The organism is Bacillus sp. YKCMOAS1 (genome assembly GCF_030268125.1).
Taxonomy (GTDB): domain Bacteria; phylum Bacillota; class Bacilli; order Bacillales; family Bacillaceae; genus Bacillus; species Bacillus safensis.
Map to the genome: position 1 here is coordinate 390486 of NZ_BSEI01000001.1, position 21940 is coordinate 412425.

A 21940-nucleotide genomic window follows, 5' to 3' on the forward strand; every position below is an offset into this window, starting at 1 on the left:
TCTGATAAATTCAGTATCCATAGGACTTTCTACAACTTGAACAGCTCTTTTCATCAAGAGCTGTTTTTATTTCTAAAAAATAAAAAAATGGCCTTTTTTTATTAACATTTTATTCATATTTGCTTGTTACACTTTTTTCAAGTGAAGAAAAAGGAGTGACATGCTTTTGATCAGACGTTTTCAGAAATTTGATATTTATTTATTTTTCATATTGATCTTATCTGCCATCTTAAACATTTATAACATTTGGGAAGATGATACGGTGAATGCGTATTATACTGCGGCTGTCACAAGTATGATGCAAAGCTGGCATAATTTCTTCTTTGTGTCATTTGATCCAGCAGGATATGTCACGGTGGATAAACCCCCGCTCACCTTCTGGCTGCAAACGATCAGTGCCAAAATTTTTGGTCTCCATGGATGGAGCGTCATCTTGCCTCAAGCTTTAGCAGGCATTGGATCTGTTTATCTGATCTATCGTCTTGTCAAACCAACTTTTGGTCAAACAGCGGCAAGATTAGCGGCACTTATCATGGCGTGTACACCTATTGCGGTTGCTGTATCTCGCACAAATAATATTGACAGCTTACTTGTCTTTATACTTTTACTAGCAACAGGAATGATGTTCAAGGCTGTAAAACAGCAAAAGGTTCTTTGGGCGATTGTTTCGTTTGCGATGATTGGCGTCGGCTTTAATACAAAAATGCTACAAGCCTATATGATCGTACCAGCACTCATTCTTTTTTACATCATTGCCTACAGAACGACATGGAAGAAAAAGTTGTTATCACTGATGATTTCAATGATTGTTCTTTTAGGTGTGTCTGCTTCTTGGTCTATAGCGGTTGATCTCACTTATAAAGACAATCGCCCTTATATGGGATCAAGTCAATCGAACTCAGCACTAGAATTAGCCTTTGGTTACAACGGTCTTCAGCGGTTGACTGGTCAACAGTCTGGCGGGGGAGGCGGCTCAAATCAGGATGAGGGACAGCCCCCTTCACAGCAGGGTGATCAGCAAAATGACAATGATTCATCCACCATGCCTCAGCCGCCATCTAATGGAAATCAAAACAACTCAGACAATTCAAACCAATCATCCAGTCAGGAACAGCCTTCAATGCAAGGACCCCCAAGCAGTGCAAACGGCACAACACCACCTGATATGCCATTTGGCGGTAATGGTGATGGACCGCCAAATGGCGTGGGCGGAAAAATGGGAAATGGGTCCGGCATGTTTGGTACAGGAACCAAGGGACCGCTACGTTTATTCCAATCTGAACTATCCGATCAAATCAGCTGGCTGCTTCCATTTGCAATCTTCGGTGCGATTGGTATCTTCTTCTCGACTGCCTTTGAAAGAAGACGTCTCAATACAAAACAAAAAGAAACTCTATTTTGGTTAGCTTGGCTTATACCTGTTGCTGCATTTTTCAGTGTAGCAGGATTTTTCCATCATTATTATTTGATCATGCTGGCACCGCCAATTGCTGTTTTAGCAGGAGCCGGATGGGTTTCTATGACACAATTATTTCAAACAGGAACTGGGTTTAAAAAATGGCTGCTTCCAATTGCGATATTCGTTACAACAGCATTTGAAATCTTTATCCTACCCACTTTTACAAGCGCGATCGGTCTTGGACTAAGCATTGCAGTCGGTATCATTGGTGTTGGAACAATCCTTTCTCTACTTTTGATAAAAGGAAAAGAAAAACGAAAACAATTCGTGTCTCTCATCGCCATCCTTTGCATGCTGATTGCACCACTATACTGGGCAAGCACACCTCTTCTTTATGGAGGAAACAGTATGCTTCCAGAGGCTGGTCCTCAGCTTGCCACTTCAAGTGGCAGCATGAGTTCACAAGTCAATGAAAAGTTGATCAGCTATCTTGAGAAAAACAATACGGGAGAAGAATTCCTATTCGGAACAACAGATGCAACCACTGCTTCACCTTACATTATTAAAACAGGAAAAGCTGTTATGGCATTAGGTGGATTTAGTGGATCTGATAACATTCTCACGCTTAGTGAATTCAAACAGCTCGTCAAAGACGGCAAAATCAAATATTTCTATCTTACTGGTATGAGAGGCGGCAGTTCTGACATTCTAACTTGGATTCAAAAAAATGGCAAAGAAGTATCTGCTTCTAAATGGCAGAACAGCTCTACATCCAAAACGAACCAGCAAACAGACAGCCAACAATCAGAACAAAATGATCAGTCAAATGGACGAATGGGCGGAATGGAGAGCGGCACTCTTTATGAACTATCCGTTGATTAATTCATCTATTAAAAGGGAGGAACGATGACTGATGGAAAAGAACATACGATATTCTATTGTAGTCCCAGTCTATAATGAAGAACTTGTGATCCATGAATCCTATCAGCGACTGAAAACAGTCATGGATTCGACGGGAGAAGCATACGAGCTTCTCTTCGTCAATGACGGTAGTATGGATCGAACAGCTGAACTAATTAAAGGGTATTCCCAAAACGATCCGAATGTAAGACTCATTGATTTCTCACGTAACTTCGGACACCAAATTGCAATTACAGCTGGGATGGATTATGCAAAGGGAGAAGCTGTCATCGTGATAGATGCAGACCTACAAGATCCGCCTGAATTGATATTAGAGATGATCGCAAAATGGAAAGAAGGCTATGAAGTCGTATACGCCGTGCGCACCAAACGAAAAGGCGAAACTTTTTTCAAAAAGCAAACCGCTTCCCTTTTCTATCGCGTTTTACGTCAGATCACCGAAGTAGATATCCCAATCGACACCGGTGACTTCAGGTTAATAGATCGTAGAGTGTGCCATGAAATGAGAAAAATACGAGAAAAAAATCCATTTGTTCGCGGCCTAGTCAGCTGGGTAGGTTTCAAACAAATTGCAGTAGAGTACGTTCGAGATGAACGTCTAGCAGGAGAAACAAAATATCCGCTCAAAAAGATGCTTAAGCTCTCGATGGATGGAATCACTTCCTTTTCCTATAAACCTTTGAAGCTAGCGAGTTTAGCAGGAATTGCCCTTTCCGCTATCGGATTCATTTCAATGTTTCTTGTACTTTACTTAAAGCTTTTTACAAACAGCACCATTACAGGATGGAGTTCATTAATTGTCATACAGCTGTTCTTTAGCGGCATTATCCTCTTTATGCTGGGAATGATTGGGGAATACATCGGCCGAATCTACGACGAGGCAAAAGATCGACCACTTTACATCATAAGAGAGAGTTACGGGCTTCAATCAAAGCCACTTCCTGTTCAACCCCCTGTTCATTTCAAGCAATACAAACAGCATTAAAAAAGCGTGTGAGACCTCTTTCAAGGTCCCGCACGCTTTTTGTATTAAGCAGCTGTTTCAAACCGCTTTCTGTTAATGAAGAAAGAAAGAGTAATAATCAGATAAATGCCCATTGTGACCATTGTTTGGACAATTGGAGTTGTTGACACAACGCCGATGAAAATGGCAATGATCGCAATCACAGAAAACCATGTTGTAAAAGGATACAGCTTCACACGATATCCTCCTGGTTCTGCTACACTTCGAGATTTTAAATGCCCGACAGCAATAATAAACCAGATGAATAAGACCGTATAGCTTAAAGATCCCATTAAATAATTAAAAGTTTGACTGCCTACAAAAAGAGAAATCAATACAGCGGCATACAATGTAGATGTACACACTAGGATTGCTCTAACAGGCACCTGCTGTTTTGATAGCTTTGAAAAGCCCTTCCATACTCGTCCATCCATCGCTTGCGTATAAAGTACCCTTGAGGATGCGTACAGTCCAGAGTTCATAGAAGACAAGATCGCTAGTAAAATGATACCGTTCATGATATCACTTGCGTATGGCACGCCAATTGTTGCAAACACGGTGACGAATGGACTCACTTGCTCATTGTTTACTTGATTCCAAGGAATCAAACTGACGATGATGAAGAACGGCAGTACATAGAAACCAATGATTCGTACAAATGTACTTTGAATGGCCTTTGGGATGACTTTTTCAGGGTTTTTTGTTTCTGCTAATGTGACCCCAATCATTTCAGTCCCGCCATATGAATACACCACAACAAGCATGGCCGCAATTAAGCCGCCCGTTCCATTCGGGAAAAATCCTCCGTGACCGGTTAAGTTGGATAATCCCGGTGCTGCATGCTGTCCGAATGAGACAAACAACATGGTTAACCCAATAATAATAAATAAAATAATAACAGCAATTTTAATAGAGGCTAACCAGTACTCTGTCTCAGCAAACATTTTAACAGAACATACATTGATCAATGTCACAACTAGTGAAATGATTAACACAAGTGTCCAAATCGGCACCTGTGGGAACCAGTACTGAATAAAGATCGCAGACACGATCGCTTCTGCTGCAATGTTCAGCACCCACATTTTCCAGTATATCCAGTCTAAGAAATAAGCCGGATATTTACCTAACACAGGTTCAATTAAATCACGAAACGTTCTTGCGCCAGGTCGTGCAACCGTCATTTCGGCAAGTCCTTGCATAATAAATAATAAAATAAGTCCACCAATCATATATGCCAAAATGACAGCAGGACCTGCGATATCAATAGCAGAGCTGCTTCCTTTAAACAGACCAGCACCAATTGCACCGCCAAGTGCGAGCATCATAATATGCCTTGACGTCATTGTTCGTTTTAACTGCACATGTTCCTTTTCCATTTTCTTTAGCTCCTTTAAATTTGAATCTTCAGACAAATATAAGATAAAAGCATATAAAAAGGCCAGTCATCTCCTTGAAGAGACGACTGACCTTGCAACCGCGTTACCACTCTAATTGATTCAACCATAGCTGAATCCATCTTAAAACCCGTTAACGGAGGTCACACGTAAAGACTTACTATTCATTCAGTCTTACCGCTCTTTGAGCGAGTTCAATGATTCGTTTTACTGCGTTGCACCAACCCGCAGCTCTCTTAAAAAACGGATGTTCATCTACTATTCTCAAGTCAAAGCGTTTATAGTCCATTTGTATATTCATCAAAGATTTTATTTTTTAAATATACTGACTAACCACGCAATTGTCAACATCCTTTTTCAGACATTCTCTTTTAACGAATCCAAACAGCTACTTCATCCATCGGACGGCGTGTTTTGCCGCGCTTCGGCTCGGTCACACGATAACCAAAGGCTGCCATGACAGAAATATCATACTGACCATCCTCAAGCAGCCCTTCTTCATCTAGAATGCGATGAATCTCATCGTAGCTGAATCCCTCGACTGGGCATGAATCAATCCCAATCTGTGCAGCGGCTGTCATCATGTTTCCAAGGGCAATATACGTTTGTTTTGAAGCCCAATCAAAGAGCGTACGTTCATTTTCTAACAAATGAAGATCATTCTCTTGGAATTCTTGGTAGCGTCCCTTCACCATCTCGAACGTTTCGTCTGACATTCCTTTGATTTGCTTGTTGATGTATTCTGCATATGCTGAATCATAACGGGCGTCTGTTCTTGCCAAGATGATCACAAAATGGCTCGCAGTCGGAAGCTGCTTTTGCGCTCCCCATGTATACTCTTTTAATTTTTCTCTAAATGCTTCATTTTGAACAACGAGGAACTTCCAAGGTTCAAACCCTACAGAGCTTGGGGAAAGTCTTCCTGTTTCTAAAATAAACGCAAAATCATCCTCTGATATTTTTTTCGCTGGATCAAACTCTTTTGTCGCATGGCGGAACTCATACGCCTCAATGATTTCTTTTTTTAATTGTTCTTTGTCTCGCATTGTATTCATCCTTTCTATTAACCAATGAGGGTGTGTGTTTCATCAATCCAATTTCTTTCCATTCACATATAGAAATTGTTATGATAAGAAAACAAACAGCCCGAATGTGTGATGTGATATCTCTATGGTATAAGAAAAGCTTCGGGTGATTCAAGTACGCACATTTTTGTTCGTTAGTTACCATCTTGTTCGTATATCACCAAATTTGCCTTAGAAAGGAGTCTTAAGATGAGTGCACCATCCAATCCAGTCAGTATTGTTAATCATGGCTGTCCCGTTTCAGTGACGACAAGTGTCATCGGAGGGAAATGGAAAGGAGTGATCCTTTATCATTTGACTTGCGGACCAAAACGCTACAATGAATTGCGCCGGCTTCTGCCAAGAATTTCTCAGCGTGTCCTCACACTGCAATTGCGTGAGCTTGAACAAGACGGCGTCGTTCATAGAGAAGTCTATGAGGAGGTCCCCCCTCGTGTCGAATATTCACTCACTTCTCTCGGAAATACCTTAAAGCCTATCATCTTCGCCATGCGTGAATGGGGCGAATCCTATGGGAAAGAAGCGCGCCCAAAAGAAAAAAGCTGCCATCTCTAGCAGCTTTTTTTAAGATGAAATTGCCGTTGGTTCTTGCTGTGGATCATCCTTTACAAACAGGATGCCAAGCTGATGATGCTCCCCTTCGTAAGAAGCACGTTTCTCAAATCTTGTCTGACCATTTAAGCCAATGATCTCGAGCTTTGTCAGAGCACGATTGGTTTGAAGGGCTTCATAAAATTCCGAAACGGTTTTTACCTCAATTCCATTCACTTTTGTAATGACTTCTCCGATCTCAAGCTTTAAATCAGCCGCTGGTGTATTTGGAATAATTCCTAGCACCATCAGCCCTTGATTACGCTTAGAGAAGTAGAACGGGGCAGCATTGTCATTGACCCTCTGCTTCCATGAGAGAAAGGCTCTTCCTATCACCGCAATCAATACAGCTCCCCAAGCAATCGGTTCAAACCAAATACTTGCAGCACCTAATAAGGCGACAGCGAGTCCGAGCATGAGAATACGCCGCGCTGTAATTTGAATACTAACAATTGGCAGTGAGCCTTGAATTCTCTGACCGAATCCGATGATATAAGGAATCAAAATAAATGAAAAGCTTTGATCATGCACTTGAAGCACCGGCCACCATGGCAGAGAAGAAGTGAATTCACCTGCCGGCATCAGCAAAACAAGCGGTAAAAGCCACAGACGGTTTGCCCGCTGCTGACCAATTAAAAGTCCTCTCGCACTCATCACCATAGCAGGCGATGTACGTAAATGCGCCGTTCGATAGGCTAGGATCCCCTCGGTCATTAATAAAAGTCCTAGCAGAATGACAACGGCTGATGCATTCATCATTGAGAGCTGCGGCAGCCAAGAATGACTCACTTGGAAATGCATCAGTCCAAGTGCCGCAATAAAACTGAAACCGAGTGTGTATGCAGACGAAAGCGCACTCGCCTTAAAGAATAAAGAGAAAACGATGGTCATCGCTGCAATCAGCACGATGAATCCAGGGGGGAGGGCAATCCCTAAGCCTACTGAAATGACGGATAGGCATATCCCTAGAATCCATCCCTTTGAATATGTAAATTTAAGTTCATCGTATACATCTTCTATTCTTGTTTGAAACGCTTTTCTCTCCCGCTTTACGCGGATGTAGCCATGCAATAGGCTGATTAATATCATGAAATAAAAAAGAGGATGGATTAAAAACAGACCGACCGCTTTTAATCCGGCTCCCATCCACTCCGAGCTCATTATCGTTCACCGCCCAAGTCAAGCATTTTCTCTTATTCTATCAAATAAATCGATGCTTGACATCAGGTTTATTTCTCCTGATTCATCCAAAGTGTGACATTCGACAGTGAAAAATCTTTTAAGTAGTGATTGACATCTACATCTAGTATGCCGCCGAGCAGCTGCATCGACCTCTTGATGTCGGTTAAGTTTATACCAAGTCTCTTATGATTATCCATTAAATAATTGAAGTATATCTCAGCACAGTCTTCATCGATTTCGTCGACTGATTCTACCGTTGTGTAATTGACCAAGTACCTGCTTAACAGCATGAGCAGACTTAATGCCTTTGTAGCGGAAAACGTCACATCTTTCGAACGACTCTTAAGTTCCTCTACCAACTCGTAATATTTTTTCTCTCTCACAATACTTGCCCTTTTCAATTGTGTACCCCCATTTACTAGTTCTTTTAAGAAAAGCGCAAACCTCGGTACAGCTTAATGCTCAAGCTGAATATCCGCAAAAAATAAAATATTTAAAATGAGTGCTACTTTTTATTGTAAGAATTATTTATGTAACATACAACTTTCAAAAGTTTCATTTTCATGACATGTTTAAATCAACAGAAAGTCTCTTATATACATATGTTATCGGGTAAAATCGAAGGAATGTTATGTTTTTTGTAAAATAAATGAATATATTTCTCGATATAATTTATTTTTAATCATAAATTATTACATGTTCATGACACTTATGAACCAAAAAAAAGAGGCTATTATTCGCCTCTTTATTTTTTAAGATATAGTGCTTTTAGTGCAGTCTGTAATTGAAGGTCATTTTTTTCGTATGATTTCACTTCATCCACCATTTTGTTCATCATTTCCGCTGTTTTCAAATCAATGACACCTGATTTATCGAGATTGTATGTGCTTTGGAAGGCAAGTACGGCCTTTTTCGTTTCTTCATCAAAGTATCCATCTACTCTGCCAGGGTCAAATGACAATCCCTTTAACAGCGTCTGGGCTTGTCTCACTTCCTCATTGTTCATATCAAGCTGAAGCGGTTCTTTTAGCTGAAGCGGACCTGCGGTAAAGTAATCCGGCTGATGAATCGCAATTGTCGGTACGACGCCTTTTTTGTGAATCCAATTGCCTTTTGGCGTGAGCCATTTATACAGCGTTAATTTAATATTACTTCCATCTCCCATCGGAACCGCCTGCTGCACAGTTCCTTTTCCAAAGGAGACATCACCGACAACTTCATACTTTCCGGCTTCTTTCATGGCTCCAGCAAGTATTTCCGAAGCGGAAGCACTGCCTTTATCAATTAAGACATTGACTGGGTAAGGCTTTTGTTCTTTCAGTTTTGAAAAATATCGTTTCCGGTCGCCATTCCGTTCTGCGATTTGAATATAGGGCTGATCCTTCGTAATAAAATGCTTCAAAATATCTTCCACACTTTGCAGATAGCCGCCAGGGTTTCCTCTCACATCCAGTACAAGGCCTTCTATGCCCTTTTTCTCGAGCTGTTTCAAGCTTGACGTGAAATCCTTCGCCGTATCTTCAGAGAAGCTGGAGATCGCAATATAGCCTGTTTTATGCCCATTGACCTCTTTTACAGAAGAAGTCACTGTTTCAAGCGGGATTTCCTCTCGTTTGATATGGAACGTTAGCTCTTTTTCAATCCCATTTCGTTTGATTGTTAAGGCGACAGACGTTCCTTTTTTCCCTCTTATTTTAAGCACAGCATCGTTTAAGCTTTTTTCTTTCATCGGTTCACCGTCAATGCTGATGACTTCATCTTTCGGCTTTAGACCCGCTTTTGCCGCAGGGGATTTTTTAAAGGCGGAGACGATAATGATCTTTCCTTCATCCATCCCCACTTCTGCCCCAATTCCCTCAAAGGAAGAATCAAGCGAATCAGAAAATTGCTTTGCGGTTTGCTTGTCCATGTATACTGAATATGGATCGTTTAACGTCGAAAGCATTCCTTGGATCGCGCCTTCAAGCAGCTTTTGGCGATCCACTTCCTCTACATATTCATTCGAAATAAGGTCATAGGCTTTCTCGATCTTTTCCATCCCATTCTCTTTCGCCTTATCACTTGATTGAGCTTGTCCAGCCATTACAGCAGCTGCTTGCAGTGACTCCGCATGAGTTCCCTCTTTATGCGTCATCACACCTGCACTTATTAAGAGAACGACACTTGCCATAATAGATGCGATTTGTTTTTTCATATTTGGCCTCCTTCTTCAACTCTTCCTGATGACCTGAGTTATTATATGCCAGAAGAAGGGATTTCATGTAAAGACATTCTCCCGTGAAGGCTTGACGAATCATTTTATTAGGTGTAATTTTTATTTTGTTATGATTGAGAAGGAGTCTTCGCTATGTATATTATCTTGACGATGCTTTTATTAGGAATTTTATTAGGTTTTGTAGGAGCAGGCGGGGCGGGATTTGTCATCGCATTGCTTACATTAATTTTTGATATCCCTATCCATACAGCACTCGGGACGTCATTAGCCGCTATGGCATTTACGACACTATCAGGTGCATACAGCCACTACAGGGAAGGGAACATTCAGCTGAAATCTGGTTTGATTGTCGGGGCTCTGGCTTGTATTGCTTCTTTTGCTGGGGCTAAAGTCGCTCCTTTTATTCCAGAAGAGAGTCTGCACTATTTAACAGCAGGGATGCTTTTTTTATCCGCTGTTTTTATGATGATCAAACTATTTGTTCTTAATGAAGAGGCTGAGCAGCAGCCGCTTTCTTCACGCCAGCTGATGACAAGAGGCATTATTTTAGGCCTTGTGTCTGGAATGCTGTCAGGCATGTTTGGTATCGGGTCTGCACCATTTATTCAAGTAGGACTTTTGATTTTACTGAAGCTGTCGATTCGGCAAGCTGTTGGCACGACGATGCTTGTCATTATTCCGATTTCCATCGGCGGTGGAATTGGATATATTTCAGAGGGCTATGTTGATTTTATCTTGCTGATCCAAATATTAATTGGAACCGTCTTAGGCGCATTTATCGGCGCGAAATTCACACGCCTTGCACCGAAGCTCTTATTGAAATCAGCTGTTCTGTTAACACCTATTATTGCCGGGTTACTGCTGTTATTTTAATTCTATCTAGACCAAAAAAGCCGATAACGTTATGTTATCGGCTTTTTGATTAGCGGATATATTGCGCTGGATTGACTGCATTTGATTTCGCGCCATTCCATAATCCTTTATGAATTTCAAAATGAAGATGCTGACCATGTGATTGGCCGGTATTTCCCATATAGCCAAGGAATTGTCCTTGTTCAACTCTCTGTCCTGTTGACACACTTCTTGTAGACAGGTGGGCGTATACAGTTTGATATGTCTGTCCATTGATATTGTGCGTAATGAACACAACATTTCCGTAGCTCGATGAGTAGCTTGAGTTTGTGACGGTTCCAGATGCTGCTGCATAGACAGGAACTGTGCCTTTTGCTGCAATATCTAATCCGAAGTGGTTTCCGCCAGAACGTCCGCCAAAGCCAGATGAGAAACGCCCTGCAGCTGGTTTAATAAAGCCTGAGCTGCTTGCTGGTGTATCAGATACTTGATCTGAGCCGCCGCTACGAGGTGCAGGTGCATTTTTTTCAGCTGCTTGTTTTGCTTTCGCCGCTTCTTCCTTTTGACGGTGTGCTTCCTCAGACTTCACAGCCGCTTTTTGGTTCGCAAGAATTTCTTGTTCATTCTCAAGCTTGCCTAGTTCATCATGTGCATGATTTTTTTTATCTGTCACATCACCTAAAATGTGTTCTTTTTCTTTATGCTTCTTAGATAAATCTTTTTTCAGTGCTTCTAGCTCTTTCAGAGATGTTTCAAGTCCACTTAGCTGATTATTTAGCTCTGCTTCTTTTTGCTCCACCAGCTTTAAATCATTTTCATGTTCTGTAATCATGTCTTTGTCTGCTTCGACAATCGTTGTGACAGCCCCAACACGACCGACAAAATCACTAAAGCTGCGAGCACCTAGCAGCACATCTAAATAGTTGATCGTACCGCCACTTTTTTGCATAGAACGAATTCGGTCTTTGAAAATGGCTTTTCTTTTTTCAATTCGCTCATTGATGACTTGAATGTCTTTTTTCAGCTGTTTGATCTCTTGCTTCGTTTTTTTAACTTCTTTCTCTTTTTCAGCGACTTTTTCAGTTGCAGTACTTACCTTTTGGTCAATTTGTTCAATTTCTTTCTTGAGCTTTGATTCTTTCTTTTCAAGCTTTGCCAGCTCTGACTTCTTCTTCTTCAAGTTTGATTCAGTCTTCGATGTTTTCTCTTCGATTTGTTGACGTTTTTGATCTAGGTCTTCGTATGCGAATGCACGATTCTCGTTCCCTGGAATGTATAGCCACGTTGTTCCAATAAACGCTGCCATTCCAGCCATCATCAGCTTTCTTTTCAAAACGATATTCCCCTCCCATGACAACTGTCGACATGAAGAGCCGACCGGATGAATCGGATCAACCGGTCACATCTTCTATAGAATCCTCGAGTGCTGCCATCAAAATATATTTATACTTTTAAGAATTTACGGATAGACGTTAAGCTTCCCCATACCCCAATGATTGCACCGATCACTAGCAGGATCAGTGATACTTGATAGACAAACGGGTTGTATGGAAGCATTGAAATAAATGAGCCTTGTACTCTCGGTGCGACCCAGCCCACTGCATATTGATACGTGCCAAGCAATAGAGCAATAGGTACAATGGAACCAAATACACCAAGCAATAATCCTTCAATGAAGAATGGCCAGCGAATAAACCAGTTCGTTGCACCTACCAGCTTCATAATCTCAATTTCTTTACGTCTAGCAAAGATGGTAATTTTGATCGTATTGGAGATTAAGAACATAGCTGTAAATAACAGCCCAATAATGAGCACAATGCCGACATTACGCGCTACTCCGACTACATTAAAGAGTCGGCTGACCTCTTCTTTCCCATAGGTTACTTTATATGTACCCTTTAGGTTTTCTAATTTCTTCGCTACTTTTGGTGTATCGTGAGGATCTGTTGTTTTCACAATGAACGCATCGTTTAATGGATTTTCTTGATCAACAAGTCCCATGGATTGTCCATTTTCTCCGAAGCTTTTAATCAGAGCTTTCAGTTCGTCATCCTTAGATGAGTACTTCACATTACTGATTTCAGGAATCTTTTCAATTTCTGCTTTTAATTCATCCTGCTGCTTTTGATTCGCCGTTAATTCGATTAATACTTTTACTTCTACTTCTTTTTCAGCGTTCGATGCCATGTTATTCAAGTTGAGCATAATCACAAGGAAAACCCCAACTAAAATCAATGTGACAGTAACCGCACTAATTGATGCAAAAGTCATCCACGTGTTTCTTCCTAGTGAACGGAAGCTCTCACGTAAATGCCGCGAGAGAGTTTTAATCATAAATTCCGTACTCCCCTCTTGCTTCGTCACGCACAATCATTCCATCTTCGATTGCGATGACGCGTTTCTTCATGGTGTTTACAATTTCTTTGTTGTGTGTCGCCATAACCACTGTTGTTCCGCGGTTATTAATATCCTCGAGCGTCTTCATGATTTCCCAGGAAGTGTCTGGATCAAGGTTTCCTGTCGGCTCATCTGCAATGACGACCTCAGGGCTATTGACGATCGACCGAGCGATAGATACACGCTGCTGTTCACCGCCGGACAGCTGGTCAGGAAATTGGCGCGCTCTGTGTTTTAGCTGGACCAGATCGAGAACATCAAGCACTTTTTTCTTAATGATATGAGGCTGTTCACCAATCACTTCAAGAGCAAATGCAACATTCTCAAACACAGTAAGAGTTGGAAGTAGTTTGAAATCTTGGAATACTACGCCAATTTCTCTTCTTACGTAAGGAATTTCTTTTTCCTTCATTGAACCTAAATCTTTGTTATTAATTAAGATTTGCCCTTTGGTTGGCTTCTCTTCACGATACATCATTTTGATGAAAGTGGATTTACCAGCACCACTGGGACCAACAACATACACAAACTCTCCTGGATGGATAGAGACATTGATTCCATTGATCGCCTTTACGCCATTAGGATAGATCTTGTAGACTTCCTTCATTTGAATCATGTAATCACCTAATCTTTTCTTATTCGCTGACTAACAGCTTATCATGATGTTTTGACACTTCTCGTCAAAAAACGTTATGTATGGTTACGCACATACCCTTCGATACTTACTAGCAATTTATGTCCTTTTCATCCAAAAAGATGAAAAAATTGAATCGTCTCATTTTCAACAACTCCAATTATACGTCATGAATCGACGCAATGGTATTACATTTATATTTCAAAACTTATAAATAAAAGGTAAATAGAACAATCAAAACCGAAAAACGTGCCTTTATACCCTTATTTTTTAAATAAAATTTAATATAATGCGTTTTCATACTATCCAAAAGTCTTTTTCTACATATAAAAAACAAAAAAACCTTGTCGATTAGACAAAGGTTTTATTTTTTCTCTGCAAGCCATTTTGCTACTTCTTTTGCTTGCTTCTCATCTACCATTCCGCTTGGCATAGAGCCTTTACCGTTTTGCGCAATATCTGCGATTTGGCTTTCATTATATTTCTTCCCTACTTCTTTCAGGCTTGGTCCGCCTCCGCCAGATAGGTCTTTCCCATGACAGCCAATACAGTTTTGCTGATAGATCTCCTCACCACTGCTCACAGATGAAGCACTTTTGCTGCCTTCTTTTTCGCTGCTGCTTGAATTTCCTCCACAAGCCGCGAGAACAAGAAGCATTGCTGCAAATAGCATCGTTAATCCGCTTTTTTTCATCTATTTCCCTCCCTTACAATCATTTGGTCAACGCTATTATATCCTTGTTTATGCCCTTTTAAAACCCTCACCAAGCACCTCTTTTGCATCCATTACAATGACAAATGCTGATGCATCGATTGCTTTCACCACTTGTTTCAACTTTGTGAATTGTGACTGCCCAACGACACACATCAAAATTGGGCGGTCATGATCGGTATACCCTCCGACTGCTGAGATCTTCGTCACACCGCGGTCAATTTGATCAAAAACTGCCTGTCTGACCTCATCTTCATGCCCTGTAATGATCATCGCCATTTTCGAATGACTGAAGCCAGCCTGTACCACATCAATCGTTTTACTCGAAATAAACACACCAATGACCGCGTATAGCCCCTCTTCTATTCCAAAGACCGTCATTGCAGCCAGAACAATCAAACCATCCATCATCGCTAAGCATGTGCCTAGCGTGAGTCCGGTGTACTTATTGATGATTTTGGCAGCGAGTGCCGTTCCACCTGTTGATCCATTCCCAAGGAACACGAGCCCTATACCGATTCCAATGACCACACCGCCAAAAATAGCTGCCAGCAGCGCTTCGTGTGTGACAGGTGCAATATGTCGTGTGACAAACACCATGAAAGGTAAAAAAATCGAGCCAACGAGTGTTTTCACTCCAAATGTACCGCCTAATAAATAAAAGCCAGCGATAAACAGCGGAATATTGAGCCCCCATTGCACATACGCTGCTTCAAAGCCGAATGACTGCATAATGGTACTAATTCCGCTCACACCGCCTGCTGCAATCTGATTCGGCAATAATAACGTATTAAATCCAATCGCCACAATGGCAGATCCGATTAAAATGAACAAATAATTTTTCACTTCAATCCAAAATTGTGAATATCCCTGCTTCATGTCTTTCTTCCTCCGTTACTTCTGAATGCACACCTATTTTAAGCCCTCTTAAAACGATTGTAAATAACAGCCAAATGCAGTGCTAATGGATTAATACTTTATCACACAGACGGATCAGCGTACTTGCCAGTTGGCATAGGAGTAAATGATGGTATATTTAATATGTACATGAGAAAGAAGGGGCATGCGATGAAGAAAATACTGAAGATAACAGGTATGACATTACTTGCACTGATCATCTTAGCTTTTGGTGCTTTCTATATATGGAGCCGCTTTACATACGGACCATCAGAAGCATTAAAAAAACAGGTGAACATGGAGCAAGTGGAACATAAAAACGATGTTTATACTTTTGAAGCATCAAAAAGTGATACTGGCATCATTCTCTATCCTGGGGCAAAGGTGGAACCACTTGCGTATGCCTATATTGGGGATACGCTGATGAAAAAAGGCTACTCTGTCTTTATCCCTGACATGCCATTTTCCTTTGCGATCTTCAATCCAAACAAAGCACAGGACATCATCAAAGATCATCAAACGATCAAACACTGGTATATTGGCGGGCATTCACTTGGCGGAGCAGCTGCCGCTATGTTTGCAGAAAAAAATCAGAGCAAGCTAGATGGACTCTTTTTCCTAGCATCTTATCCAGCATCAGATGACCTGAAACAATCGTCACTAAAAGTCCTCTCTATTTCAGGTGAAAAGGATGGGCTGGCAACACAAGAGAAAATCAAAAAATCGAAAGCAAATCTGCCGTCTCAAACCGTTTATCATGAAATAAAAGGCGGGAATCATGCGCAATTTGGCATGTATGGCAAACAAAAAGGAGATCAGCCGGCGGACATTCCAGCCCTGTCTCAGCAAAATGATCTCATTCAGACAATGCTGGATTGGCTGAATCCAGCAAAAAAGCTCCCATAACGGGAGCTTTTCACTTTTATTTTTTCGTCACTTCTAAAAATTCTTCAGCATCTGCTACAGCCAAACGAATGGCTTCTTCCCAAAATGCTTTTTGGGTAAGGTCGACGCCTAGATGCTTTTTAGCTAAATCTTCCACTGTCATTGAAGCAGTATCTTTTAATAATGCAATGTATTTCTCTTCAAACGATGTACCAGCCTGCAATGCTTTTGCATAAATTCCTAACGAGAACATGTATCCAAAGGTGTATGGGAAATTATAAAATGGAACATTCGTGATATGGAAATGCAGCTTAGACGCCCAGAAATGAGGATGGTATTCATCTAATGAGTCACCAAACGCTTCCTTCTGCGCTTCGACCATCAATTCATTCAATCGGTCAGCCGGCACTTCTCCTTGTTTACGCTCTTCATAAAATCGCTGTTCAAATAAGAAACGAGATTGAATGTTCATGAAGAATGCTACACTGCGCTGCAGCTTATCCTCTAACAAGCTGAGACGCTCCTCTTCATTTGCCGCTTCTTTTAATGAAGCATCAGCTACAATCATTTCTGCGAAGGTGGACGCTGTTTCAGCTACATTCATTGCGTATTTGCGATTCAGAATGCGAACATCCTGCATCACGTCCTGATGGAATGAATGACCAAGCTCATGCGCTAGTGTCGCCACATTGGATGGACTTCCTGAGAAGGTCATAAAAATGCGTGATTCTCCGCTGTCAGGGAAATTTGTACAAAAGCCGCCTACCCGTTTGTTTGGACGGTCCTCAGCTTCTACCCAGCGTTCGTTAAAGGCTTTTTCTGTAAAAGCAGCGAGCTCTTCTCCAAATCCAGCGAAATGTTTCACAATAAAAGCAGCTGCTTCTTGATAAGGATAGATTTTGGTCTCACTGCCGATAGGAGCCCCAACATCGAACCAGCTCAGCTTATCCACTCCAAGCATCTCAGCTTTTCGGTGTAAATAATCAATGAATGGCTGCTTATGTTCATCAATCACAGACCACATTGTATCAAGGGTTTCTTGTTTCATACGGCAAATTTCAAGCGGCTCTTTTAAAATGTGATCCCAGCCTCTTGCTTCATACACTTGCAAACGAAAACCAGCTAGGTGGTTGAGCGTACTTGCAAATAAATGTTCATCCTGCGTCCATGCATGCTCTAGGTTGTGGTAAACGGCTTTTCTGACTTCACGATCTGAATCATCCATAGCATTTTCCGCTTGGCCTACAGAGATCATCTGCGTTTCACCATGCTGTTCAAACGGAATGGTAATTTTATTCACTAAGCTGGAATAAAGCTCATCCCACGCATGGTAACCATCTACAGCCAGCTTTTGAATCAGTGTTTCTTGTTCAACAGGTAATTGATCCTTCACACGGTCTCTTCGCTCATTTAATATGTAGCGGACATCTGAAAAGGCTGCTGAATTCATCAGTTCTTCCCACTTGTTTGCAGAAATAGCAGCAAGCGCTTGATCAAACAGTGCAAGGATGGTTCCTAAATCCGCTTCTAGCTTGGCAATCGTACCTCGAAGGCTGCCTGCTTTCATATCCTTCGTATTTTGAGCTTGGAGACAGGATACATATGAACCTGCTTGAGACAATTTTTTATATGTAGTTTCATACGTGTCAAGGACAGACGTTAATTTGCTTTCAATGTGTGTATCTTCTTTTGAAAAGGCATCCACCTTTTGTCGTAATTCATCTAATAGCTGCTGAATGGTTTGCAGGTATGTCTTAAATTCTGGTGAAGAACTGCCTCCTTTAAAAAAGGCATCTAAATCCCACGTTTCTTGCAATGGTGTTAATCCCAAAATATTTCCCCCTTTATTTACTAATTTCATCATACAAAGGATATAGAATCAGTATGTCGTATGTATTCCTTTATATTCATTATATTTTCTCACAATTAAAAAAACCCGGCAAGAAGCCGAGTTTTTATGATAATTTCGAACGTAGGTATGCATCGATAAATGAATCTAAATCTCCATCCATCACCGCTTGAACATTTCCCATCTCCGTATTGGTTCGATGGTCTTTCACAAGAGAATAAGGGTGGAATACATAAGAGCGAATCTGGCTTCCCCAGCCAATTTCTTTTTGCTCTCCTCTGATTTCATCCAATTCTGCCTGCTGTTCTTCGATCCGTTTTTGATAAAGTTTCGATTTCAGCATTTTCATCGCACGTTCTCTGTTTTTGATTTGTGATCTTTCTGTTTGGCACGTCACGACGACATTGGTTGGAATGTGTGTGATACGAACAGCAGAGTCCGTCGTATTGACGTGCTGACCGCCAGCTCCACTTGCACGATACGTATCCACCTTGATATCCTCTGTGCGAATATCAATATCAATTTCTTCATTGAATTCCGGCATAACATCACATGAAACGAAGGATGTATGTCTACGGCCAGATGAATCAAAAGGAGAAATACGGACCAAACGATGGACACCTTTTTCTGCTTTTAAATAACCGTACGCATTATGCCCTTTGATAAGCAATGTCACCGACTTAATTCCTGCCTCATCACCTGGAAGGTAATCAAGCGTTTCGACCTTAAAGCCTCTGCGCTCTGCCCAGCGAGTGTACATTCTCAGAAGCATAGAACCCCAGTCCTGTGATTCGGTACCGCCTGCACCTGGGTGAAGCTCCAGAATGGCATTGTTTTTATCATAAGGTTCGCTTAAGAGAAGCTGCAGCTCAAATTCGTTAAATTGCTTCGTTAAGTTCTTCAGCTCTTTTTCAAGCTCTGCATGAAGCTCCTCGTCATAATCTTCCTTTAATAAGTCATGCGTCATTTGCAGCTCTTCATGTGATTCACTGAGCTCATGATAGGAATTCACAGAATCCTTCAGTGCATTGGCTTCATTGATAACGCCTTGAGCCTTTTGCTGATCATTCCAAAAATCAGCCTCTGACATCGTCGCTTCAAGCTCTGCGATTTTGGCTTCTTTTGTTTCTAAGTCAAAGAGACCCCCTAAAATCAGCTAGCCTGCTAGCCATATTTTCAAGCTCTTGTCTAATTTCTACTAATTCCATATCCTTCACCTCATAGATGTATGGGGGCTGACATGAATAGAAAGAGGTTTTCACCTCTTTCCATTACTTATTCTGTCTTCCCATGACAATTTTTATATTTCTTGCCGCTTCCGCAGTGACATGGAGAGTTTCGTCCAATGTCTACGACTTTACGTACCGGCTTTTTCTTCACTGTCTTCTCCTCATCGCCCTCTTGTGGCTGATGAGCGGTTGTTTGACCTTGAACCACTTCTTCGCGTTCTAGGTTGTTTTGGATTTCTGATTTCAAGACATACTTAGCCACATCATCTTCAATTGAAGCAACCATATGCTCAAACATCGCAAATCCTTCCATTTGGTATTCACGAAGCGGATTCGTTTGTGCATACGCACGTAAATGAATACCTTGACGCAGCTGATCCATTGCATCGATATGGTCCATCCACTTCGAATCCACCGCACGAAGAACGATGACTTTTTCAAATTCACGCATTTGTTCTTCGCCAAATGTTTCTTCTTTTGCATCGTATTTTTCTTTAATACGATCCATGATGAAAGTTGTGATTTCATCTGCTTCTTTACCGAAGATATCTTTGACCGTGATGGCACCTTCGTCTAAATAGTTCGTGTTGATTAATTCAACAAGACCATCTAGTTTCCATTCTTCAGGCAGCTCTTCTTTTGGCGTATAAGATCCCACAGCACGCTCAATTGAAGATTGGATCATATTGATGACAATTGATTTTAAGTTGTCGGAATCGATGACTTCAAAACGCTGTTTGTAGATCACTTCACGCTGTTGACGAAGCACATCGTCATATTGCAGAAGCTGCTTACGGGAATCAAAGTTGTTCCCCTCTACACGTTTTTGAGATGATTCAACGGCTTTAGACACCATTTTACTTTGGATTGGTGTAGAGTCATCCATGCCAAAGCGGTCAAGCATCGCCATCGTTCGCTCTGCACCAAATCGGCGCATCAATTCATCTTCCATGGATAGATAGAATTGGGTAATCCCTGGGTCTCCTTGACGTCCAGAACGTCCGCGAAGCTGGTTATCAATACGACGGGATTCATGACGCTCTGTCCCGATAACAGCCAGACCTCCAAGTTCTTTTACACCTTCTCCAAGCTTGATGTCAGTACCACGTCCTGCCATGTTTGTCGCAATGGTCACAGCACCTTTTTGACCAGCCTCTTCAATAATTTGTGCTTCACGCTCATGGTTTTTCGCGTTTAACACTTGATGAGGAATGCCTTTATTTTTAAGCAGCTTAGAAATAAGCTCAGATGTCTCAACTGCTACTGTTCCGACAAGAACTGGCTGTCCTGTCATATAGCGCTGCGCAACATCCTCAGCCACTGCTTTAAATTTACCATCCATTGTGCGGTAAATTAAATCAGGTCTGTCATCACGAACTACTGGTTGATTGGTCGGGATTGACACAACCTGCATGTTGTAAATGTTACGGAATTCTTCTTCTTCCGTTTTTGCTGTACCAGTCATACCAGATAACTTTTCATACATACGGAAGTAGTTCTGGAACGTAATTGTTGCTAGTGTCATGCTTTCGTTCTGCACTTCAAGACCTTCTTTTGCTTCGATGGCTTGATGCAGACCTTCACTATAACGGCGTCCTTTCATTAAACGTCCTGTGAAGGAGTCAACGATGACTACTTGGCCTTCTTCTACCACATAATCCACGTCTTTTTGCATCGCAACATGTGCTTTCAGCGCCTGAGCGATGTGATGGTTGAGCGCGACATGTTTGACATCAAACAGGTTCTCAATACCGAAAGCTTTTTCCGCCTTCGTCATTCCGCTTTCAGTCAGCTGCACACTTTTTGTTTTAATATCATACGTGAAATCATCTTCGATTTTTAATGTACGGACAAATGCATTGGCTTGTACGTAAAGCTTTGTTGATTTCGCAGCTTGTCCAGAAATAATAAGAGGTGTTCTCGCTTCATCAATTAAAATGGAGTCAACCTCATCGATCACAGCATAATGAAGTGGTCTCTGAACCATCTGCTCTTTGTAAAGCACCATGTTATCTCGTAAATAGTCAAAGCCGAGTTCATTGTTTGTTGAATACGTGATATCAGCGGCGTACGCTTCTCTTTTTTCATCTTTGTCTAAGCTGTTTAAGTTTAAGCCGACCGTTAAACCAAGAAATTCAAAAATTTTGCCCATTTCCTGCGCATCACGGCTTGCCAAATATTCGTTGACTGTCACGATGTGGACGCCTTTTCCAGAAAGAGCATTTAAATAAACAGGCATTGTTGATGTCAATGTTTTCCCTTCACCTGTTTTCATTTCAGCGATGTTGCCTTCGTGAAGTGCGATCCCCCCCATGAGCTGCACCTTAAATGGGAACATTCCTGTTACGCGGCGGGAAGCCTCGCGAACCGTAGCAAATGCTTCAACCAACAGGTCATCCACGGATTGTCCTTTTTCAAGTTTTTCTTTCAATTCAATCGTTTTATTTCGTAAAGCCTCGTCAGATAATTTTTCAAAATCTTGAGCGAGAGCTTCGATTTCATTTGCCTTTTTTTCATATCGGCTGATCGTACGTTTCGTAGGATCAAACACTTTGTTTAAGATTCCAAGCATATAATAACGCTCCTCTATTTCATGCAATTTTTCGGCATGTCCAAAAGTTTGACAGGTCCATATTTACCTGCATTTATCATACCATACCTTCTTTCATTTCCAAAGAATTTGCCATAATTTCGC

The 21940-nt window shown here is 41.4% G+C and carries 18 protein-coding genes and 1 other annotated feature; of the genes, 5 read left to right on the plus strand and 13 right to left on the minus strand.

The genetic code is table 11. The features are described from left to right. Positions 1 to 166 precede the first annotated feature (166 nt). Both QSJ46_RS02075 and QSJ46_RS02080 read left to right on the plus strand, forming a co-directional pair. A complete protein-coding gene (locus QSJ46_RS02075; protein ID WP_285604207.1) occupies positions 167 to 2281 on the plus strand; it encodes an ArnT family glycosyltransferase in 2115 nt (704 codons plus the stop codon). 31 nt (positions 2282 to 2312) lie between these two features. Continuing rightward, positions 2313 to 3305 carry a glycosyltransferase family 2 protein gene (locus tag QSJ46_RS02080; RefSeq protein WP_212039650.1) on the plus strand — a complete coding sequence of 331 codons (993 nt, stop codon included), beginning with the start codon at positions 2313 to 2315 and terminating at the stop codon, positions 3303 to 3305. 44 nt (positions 3306 to 3349) lie between these two features. Here the strand turns inward: QSJ46_RS02080 and QSJ46_RS02085 are convergent, their stop codons facing one another. Together QSJ46_RS02085 and QSJ46_RS02090 are read right to left on the minus strand one after the other, a co-directional pair. Beyond that, on the minus strand, positions 3350 to 4699 hold the full coding sequence (locus tag QSJ46_RS02085; RefSeq protein WP_047201859.1) for an amino acid permease: 1350 nt from the start codon (positions 4697 to 4699) through the stop codon (positions 3350 to 3352). A gap of 75 nt (positions 4700 to 4774) precedes the next feature. Beyond that, positions 4775 to 4999: a binding site (T-box leader), on the minus strand. An 89-nt stretch (positions 5000 to 5088) separates the two neighbouring features. Continuing rightward, a complete protein-coding gene (locus tag QSJ46_RS02090; protein ID WP_285604208.1) occupies positions 5089 to 5763 on the minus strand; it encodes an NAD(P)H-dependent oxidoreductase in 675 nt (224 codons plus the stop codon). A 228-nt stretch (positions 5764 to 5991) separates the two neighbouring features. On the opposite strand from QSJ46_RS02090, the gene QSJ46_RS02095 reads away from it, so the two are divergent. Next, positions 5992 to 6357 (plus strand): winged helix-turn-helix transcriptional regulator, encoded by a 366-nt coding sequence (locus tag QSJ46_RS02095; protein WP_024423595.1) that lies wholly within the window; start codon positions 5992 to 5994, stop codon positions 6355 to 6357. Between the two features lie 9 nt (positions 6358 to 6366). Here QSJ46_RS02095 and QSJ46_RS02100 read toward each other — a convergent pair whose 3' ends face one another. The 3 genes from QSJ46_RS02100 to ctpB form a co-directional block, all read right to left on the minus strand. Continuing rightward, positions 6367 to 7554, minus strand: a complete 1188-nt coding sequence (locus tag QSJ46_RS02100; protein ID WP_024426241.1) for a PDZ domain-containing protein — start codon at positions 7552 to 7554, stop codon at positions 6367 to 6369. Between the two features lie 68 nt (positions 7555 to 7622). Continuing rightward, positions 7623 to 7976 carry a swarming motility protein SwrAA gene (locus tag QSJ46_RS02105; RefSeq protein WP_003212923.1) on the minus strand — a complete coding sequence of 118 codons (354 nt, stop codon included), beginning with the start codon at positions 7974 to 7976 and terminating at the stop codon, positions 7623 to 7625. A gap of 344 nt (positions 7977 to 8320) precedes the next feature. Then, complete coding sequence (gene ctpB, locus QSJ46_RS02110; protein ID WP_047201861.1) at positions 8321 to 9769, minus strand: carboxy-terminal processing protease CtpB; 1449 nt, start codon at positions 9767 to 9769, stop codon at positions 8321 to 8323. Positions 9770 to 9922: 153 nt separating this feature from the next. Between ctpB and QSJ46_RS02115 the strand changes: the two genes are divergently transcribed. Further along, positions 9923 to 10663, plus strand: coding sequence for a sulfite exporter TauE/SafE family protein (locus QSJ46_RS02115; RefSeq protein WP_024423598.1), 741 nt, complete (start codon positions 9923 to 9925; stop codon positions 10661 to 10663). 49 nt (positions 10664 to 10712) lie between these two features. Here the strand turns inward: QSJ46_RS02115 and QSJ46_RS02120 are convergent, their stop codons facing one another. The 5 genes from QSJ46_RS02120 to QSJ46_RS02140 all read right to left on the minus strand — a co-directional run bounded on the left by QSJ46_RS02120 (position 10713) and on the right by QSJ46_RS02140 (position 15264). Next, positions 10713 to 11975, minus strand: coding sequence for a murein hydrolase activator EnvC family protein (locus QSJ46_RS02120; RefSeq protein WP_039181752.1), 1263 nt, complete (start codon positions 11973 to 11975; stop codon positions 10713 to 10715). 110 nt (positions 11976 to 12085) lie between these two features. Further along, positions 12086 to 12976 (minus strand): permease-like cell division protein FtsX, encoded by an 891-nt coding sequence (gene ftsX / locus QSJ46_RS02125; protein WP_047201863.1) that lies wholly within the window; start codon positions 12974 to 12976, stop codon positions 12086 to 12088. Beyond that, a complete protein-coding gene (gene ftsE / locus QSJ46_RS02130; protein WP_047201864.1) occupies positions 12969 to 13655 on the minus strand; it encodes a cell division ATP-binding protein FtsE in 687 nt (228 codons plus the stop codon). Before ftsE ends, ftsX begins: the two co-directional genes overlap by 8 nt. Positions 13656 to 14037: 382 nt before the next feature. Further along, the gene (gene cccB / locus QSJ46_RS02135) at positions 14038 to 14367 is read right to left on the minus strand and encodes a cytochrome c551 (RefSeq protein WP_058837547.1); all 330 of its coding nucleotides are present in this window, start codon (positions 14365 to 14367) and stop codon (positions 14038 to 14040) included. A gap of 48 nt (positions 14368 to 14415) precedes the next feature. Continuing rightward, positions 14416 to 15264 carry a YitT family protein gene (locus QSJ46_RS02140; RefSeq protein WP_047201865.1) on the minus strand — a complete coding sequence of 283 codons (849 nt, stop codon included), beginning with the start codon at positions 15262 to 15264 and terminating at the stop codon, positions 14416 to 14418. Positions 15265 to 15453: 189 nt separating this feature from the next. Here QSJ46_RS02140 and QSJ46_RS02145 point away from each other — a divergent pair, with 189 nt between their 5' ends. Next, positions 15454 to 16188, plus strand: a complete 735-nt coding sequence (locus QSJ46_RS02145) for an alpha/beta family hydrolase (protein WP_285604209.1) — start codon at positions 15454 to 15456, stop codon at positions 16186 to 16188. A 16-nt stretch (positions 16189 to 16204) separates the two neighbouring features. On the opposite strand, the gene QSJ46_RS02150 is transcribed toward QSJ46_RS02145, so the two are convergent. From QSJ46_RS02150 to secA, 3 genes are all read right to left on the minus strand, one after another. After that, complete coding sequence (locus tag QSJ46_RS02150; protein WP_285604210.1) at positions 16205 to 17998, minus strand: M3 family oligoendopeptidase; 1794 nt, start codon at positions 17996 to 17998, stop codon at positions 16205 to 16207. A gap of 124 nt (positions 17999 to 18122) precedes the next feature. Further along, a protein-coding gene (gene prfB / locus QSJ46_RS02155; RefSeq protein ID WP_098677688.1) for a peptide chain release factor 2 occupies positions 18123 to 19224 on the minus strand; the annotation gives its coding sequence in 2 pieces (ribosomal slippage) (positions 18123 to 19151 and positions 19153 to 19224; 1101 coding nt in all). Positions 19225 to 19291: 67 nt separating this feature from the next. Beyond that, complete coding sequence (gene secA, locus QSJ46_RS02160; RefSeq protein ID WP_047201868.1) at positions 19292 to 21817, minus strand: preprotein translocase subunit SecA; 2526 nt, start codon at positions 21815 to 21817, stop codon at positions 19292 to 19294. Between the last annotated feature and the right edge of the window lie 123 nt (positions 21818 to 21940).